The sequence below is a fragment of the Bacteroides sp. An269 genome (assembly GCF_002159755.1).
GTDB lineage: Bacteria > Bacteroidota > Bacteroidia > Bacteroidales > Bacteroidaceae > Phocaeicola > Phocaeicola intestinalis.
The window spans coordinates 1-4,204 of record NZ_NFJG01000189.1 but is presented as its reverse complement, the minus strand read 5'-3'; the positions used below and the strand labels follow the sequence as shown (position 1 = coordinate 4,204).

The window sequence follows — 4,204 nt, the reverse complement described above, 5'->3', positions numbered from 1 at the left end:
CTGACGAAGAACAGGAGCGAAAAAGACCAAAAAATCGCCCAAAGCACACACGAAAACGGATACATCAAGCCAAGAAAAACTTTTTGGAGAAATTCAAAACAGCTTCTTATAATTCGCCCAAGTAAGGAGAAGGATCTAATTCCTTGTTTTGAATCAGTTCGTAAATGTGCCATGCCATTTCAGAAAAATTAGTGTCCAGCTCTTGCATGGTCTTGAGCCTCTCTGTGAGCTGTTGTTTGGAGGTAAAGACAGCTCCCCGTATCATATAGTGGAGTGCTTTTTCTATTTTTCCAAGACGGTAATAGCAATATGAGATAAGATAGCTTATTTTAAACGAGTCCTGATAATCGTGTTTTTCTATCTTTTTGAATGCTTCCAGGGCTTCTTTAAAGTGAAATGCCTGAAAGTAGATAACACCGATATCAAACCATGTATCCTGGATGTTGTAGCTGTAGGCTTCGGCCTTTTTAAAAGATTTCTTGGCAGAGCTTGTGTCGTTGTAGAGTAGGGATAATTCTCCTTTCAGCAGGTAGAACTGATGGTATTTGTCGTTGTATTGCAATCCCAATTCAATGGTTTCGTAACATGCTGTTATTTCTTTGGTGCGCAAGCATGCTAACGCGTGTTTGTAGCAGATTTCTGCCATGTCTACAATTTCGCTTGCTGTAATGCGGTGGTCAAGAATAAGTTGGGTATATTGTTTCATCTTGTCATAGTCCAGCAAGTCGAAATAAATGGATGCCAGTATGTACCATATCGGTTCTTTTTCCCGGACGTGCTTTTCGATGTATTCAAGGCAGGGAATTGCTTCGTGCAGTTGTTCCAGCATCAAATGGCAATCGACTTTCAGTTTCCAGGTGGTAAGGTTTGTCTCGTCTGCTACCATGGCAAAATCAATGGCTTCGAACATCTTGTCATATTCCTTGGTCTGGGCATAGCAGCGGGCAAGGTTTTGCCAGCTGTTCACGTCATAGGGTTCTTCGTCCAGAATGGCGTTGAAGCATTGGAGGGCCTGGTCGTAGTGTTGGATTTCAAACTGGTACAGTCCCATAAGTTCCAGGGCTTCCAGATTATCCGGATTTTCATTCAAGGCTTTTTGTATCCATGGGTAAGCATATTTTTTTTGCTGATAATCGGTGTACAGCTGTGCGATATCGAGTATAGTGTCGATGTGCGGATAATCTTCATAGAGTTTGTTCAGTGTTGCCTGTGTCTGGCTCATGTCGTTTTTTTGCAGGTATAGTTCGGCATAGAGCAGCTGGGTATCGTAATCGTTTTGATAGGGGAGGTTATGAATCAGCAGATCCGCTTCGTCTGTATTCCGGCCGCTAAGCAGGGAGTGGCATTTGAAGACAAGCACGTCCTGATTTTCGGGATAGAGGGACAAGGCATAGTCGATGGCTTTGTCCGAGGCGTATGGATTTCCTTTGCTGGCATAATATTCGGCAATGAGTGTCAGGTCATCGGCGTCGAAATAGGTGCGTGTGCCTTCGCGTACCATGTTTTCGTATTTGGCAAGGGTTTCCTTGAAGTCCGGTTGGTTAAAAATAGAGGATGGATCTTCTTTCATGGATTAGTCTTTTGTTTATGAATTAGCAGGGTAAACAAGTGCTCCTGGTACACAAATGCCCGACAAGTGCATCGGGGATGCAAGATACTTGTCTTTTTATGGCATTTGTGGATAAAGAGCACTTATATATTGGTCATTTCCGGCTGATTTTGCTCCAGGTATCCTTGAGCGATACAGTGCGGTTGAACACCAGATGCTCTGGAGTTGAATCTTTGTCGGGTGTGAAATAGCCGATACGCTGGAACTGGAGGTAATCGAGCGGCTTGCTGTCGGCGAGGAATTTCTCTACGTAGCATTCTTGCAGTATATTCAGCGAGTCGGGATTGATCATCTCTTTCATGGCTTCCAGTGCCGAGCAGTTCTTTTCTTCGCGGATAGCCGCCATAGCGTCGCGCGGGTTCTCCACCTTCCATAAGCGGTCGTACAGGCGCACTTCCGCTTTCAGGCAATGGTTGCAACTCACCCAGTGCAGGGTGCCTTTCACCTTGCGGTTGGCTTCGGGCATGCCGCTCTTGGTATGCGGGTCGTATTCGGCATATACCTCGATGACATTTCCGTCTTCGTCTTTCTTGCATCCGGTACATTTCACGATGTACGCGTTCTTCAGGCGCACTTCCTGTCCCGGCGTCATGCGGAAGTATTTTTTCGGCGCGTTCTCCATAAAGTCTTCACGCTCTATCCAGAGTTCGCGGCTGAACTCGATGGTATGGGTAGGCGAGTTCGGGTCTTCGGGATTGTTGATGGCTTCCATTTCCTCCACCTGTCCTTCGGGATAGTTGGTCAGGATGAGCTTCACCGGATTCAGCACTGCCGACACACGGGTGGAACGGGCATTGAGGTCTTCGCGTACCGCGCTTTCCAGCAGGGCGAAATCGTTCAGCGCATCGTAGGTGGTATATCCTATCTTGTCCACGAATTTATGGATGGATTCGGGCGAATAGCCTCTCCGGCGGAATCCGCACAGGGTCGGCATACGGGGATCGTCCCATCCGTTTACCAGTCCTTCTTTCACCAGAATCAAGAGGTTGCGCTTGCTCAGCAAGATGTAACTCAGGTTCAACTTGTTGAACTCGTACTGGTGCGGGCGGTTATCGTCTAGGTCCTTGCCTTCTTTCACCCAGTCTACAAACAAATCGTACAAGGGGCGGTGGGGCACAAACTCCAGCGTGCAGAGCGAGTGGGTCACCCCTTCGAAATAATCGCTTTGCCCGTGGGCGAAGTCATACATCGGGTATGCCTTCCATGTATCACCTGTGCGGTGGTGCGGGGTCTTCACCACACGGTAGATAATCGGGTCGCGGAAGTGCATGTTCGGGCTTGCCATGTCAATCTTGGCACGGAGCACCATCTTGCCTTCCTCTATCTCGCCGGCGTTCATCTTCTGGAACAGGTCGAGGCTTTCTTCCACGGGGCGGTTGCGGTACGGGCTTTCCGTTCCCGGCTGGGTCGGCGTACCTTTTTGAGCCGCTATCTCTTCCGAGGTCTGTTCGTCCACATACGCCTTTCCTTCCTTGATGAGGCGGATGGCGAAGTCCCACAATTGCTGGAAGTAATCGGACGCATAATATTCATTTCCCCATTGGAATCCCAGCCACTGGATGTCTTCCTTGATAGATTCTACGTATTCCACGTCTTCCTTCGTGGGGTTGGTATCGTCGAAGCGCAGGTTGCATACGCCTCCGTATTTCTTGGCGATGCCGAAGTCCATGCAGATGGCTTTGGCATGGCCGATGTGTAAGTATCCGTTCGGTTCGGGCGGGAACCGGGTCTGTACTTTTCCCCCGTTCTTGCCTTCTTTCAAGTCTTTCTCCACAATTTGTTCGATGAAGTTCAGGCTTTTCTTTTCTGAACTTTCCGTTGCATTCATTTCAGTCATAGCGCTTTCTTGTTTTTACACTTATCGGTTGCAAAAATAGTGATTCTTTTTCTAAATAGAAAAATGTAAAGAATAAAATGCGTGATGCTTCTATGGTGCACGGGACGGTAGGGGCAGCTCAGGTCTTACGGAAGCTTCACATACACCCGGTGCGGCGCGCGTCCTTCGATGCCGATAAGGTGTGCTTCCGTCCACTTGTTCAGGTCGCGCCAGGCGGTGGTCTTGGGCAGTCCTGCCAGTTCGCCGTATGCTTTCAGGGTGATATAGGCGTGGCTTTCCAAATACGACTGGAGGAGCTGCAGCCTTTCTTCTTCCGAATGCACCTTGGGATTCCGTAAGATTTTCTTTCCGGAAGGCGCGCGGAGCACGTTTCCCTGGCATTGCTTGGTGAATTTCTTCGAAGCCGTGAGCCTTACTTTGGCGAACCGGATAGACTGGGCATGCACATCCGAGGGGTCGTACACCTCCGTATTGGCTTTGAGCGAGATCGAAGCCGTGCCGATGTTCCCTATCTGCACCCGGTATCCGTCCGACAAGTATTGTGCGGTCCAATATTCTATTTCGTCCATCACGGCAAGGATGGTCCCCTTGGTCAGTCCCGAATGGTTGGCGATTTGTTCGGTCAGCTTCTCGAACGTAACCGTCCCTCTCGACACGATTTTAGGGTAAAGGCGTGGTGTGGTGTCTTCCGCATTGGCAGAAGGCACAGGCAAGAAATCATAAAGAGCATCCATGATAATATGATACATTAAGGTTTA

Annotated in this window: 3 protein-coding genes; all 3 read right to left on the bottom strand. The window is 48.7% G+C overall.

All coding sequences use genetic code 11. From position 1 onward, the window contains the following. Positions 1-106 precede the first annotated feature (106 nt). Positions 107-1,570 carry a tetratricopeptide repeat protein gene (locus tag B5F71_RS18905; protein WP_022041198.1) on the bottom strand — a complete coding sequence of 488 codons (1,464 nt, stop codon included), beginning with the start codon at positions 1,568-1,570 and terminating at the stop codon, positions 107-109. Positions 1,571-1,703: 133 nt separating this feature from the next. Continuing rightward, positions 1,704-3,446, bottom strand: a complete 1,743-nt coding sequence (locus tag B5F71_RS18900; protein WP_087213422.1) for a glutamine--tRNA ligase/YqeY domain fusion protein — start codon at positions 3,444-3,446, stop codon at positions 1,704-1,706. Positions 3,447-3,571: 125 nt separating this feature from the next. Continuing rightward, positions 3,572-4,195 (bottom strand): HU family DNA-binding protein, encoded by a 624-nt coding sequence (locus tag B5F71_RS18895; RefSeq protein WP_241148660.1) that lies wholly within the window; start codon positions 4,193-4,195, stop codon positions 3,572-3,574. Between the last annotated feature and the right edge of the window lie 9 nt (positions 4,196-4,204).